General features: G+C 53.4%; 1 protein-coding gene. It reads left to right on the plus strand.

Annotation, left to right across the window (positions count from 1 at the left end):
• Window positions 1–636, plus strand: a 636-nt coding sequence (locus NW815_RS02635; RefSeq protein ID WP_414415680.1) for a homogentisate phytyltransferase, incomplete at its 5' end; no start/stop codon positions are given.
• Window positions 637–726 lie beyond the last annotated feature (90 nt).

The following is a 726-nucleotide window of genomic DNA, read 5'->3' on the forward strand; positions in this document are numbered from 1 at the left end:
GGGGTGGGGATCGTCGTGGGTTGTGGGGTGGCGTCCGTCCTGCTGGCCATGGCTGGGATCCCTTATCTGCTGCTGACGGTGCTTTTGAGCAATGGGATCGGCACGGCCTATTCGTTGCCCCCCTTGCGGTTGAAGCGTTTTCCGCTGGCAGCCTCGGCTTGCATCTACAGCGTGCGCGGCTTGATCGTCAATTTGGGCCTTTACAGCCATTTTCAGCAGGTGATGCAGGGAAGGGTCGAGCTTTCGGCTGCGATTGTTTGGCTGACGGGGTTTATGTCGATTTTTGGGCTGGTGATCGCCCTTTTCAAAGATATTCCCGACATGGAAGGGGATCGCCAGTTTGCCATTGCCACCTTCTCGCTGCGCTTTGGGCCAGAGCGGATCTCAAGGTTTTGTATCGGCATTTTGGCCTTTTGCTATCTGGGATTTATCGGGGTGGGGATCTCTTTTCTCCTTGCGGGCAACGGCCTCTGGCTGTTGGTGAGCCATGTGTTGGGGCTGGGGATCCTCTTGGGCTATGGTGTCCATCTGGATCTCAGCCGTCGGGAGGCGATTGTTGGCTATTATCAACTGATCTGGAAGTTGTTTTACTTGGAGTATTTGCTTTACCCTTGGGCCTTTTTCTCTTTTTTCTAGAGCATTTTCCTGGAGGTAACGATCTCCCCAAACTCAGACAGGAAAAAATCTAGAGATACCGCCTCATTTGCACTCGAAAGCGGCCTTTTT

This window comes from Synechococcus sp. R6-7 (assembly GCF_047461695.1).
GTDB lineage: Bacteria > Cyanobacteriota > Cyanobacteriia > Thermostichales > Thermostichaceae > Thermostichus.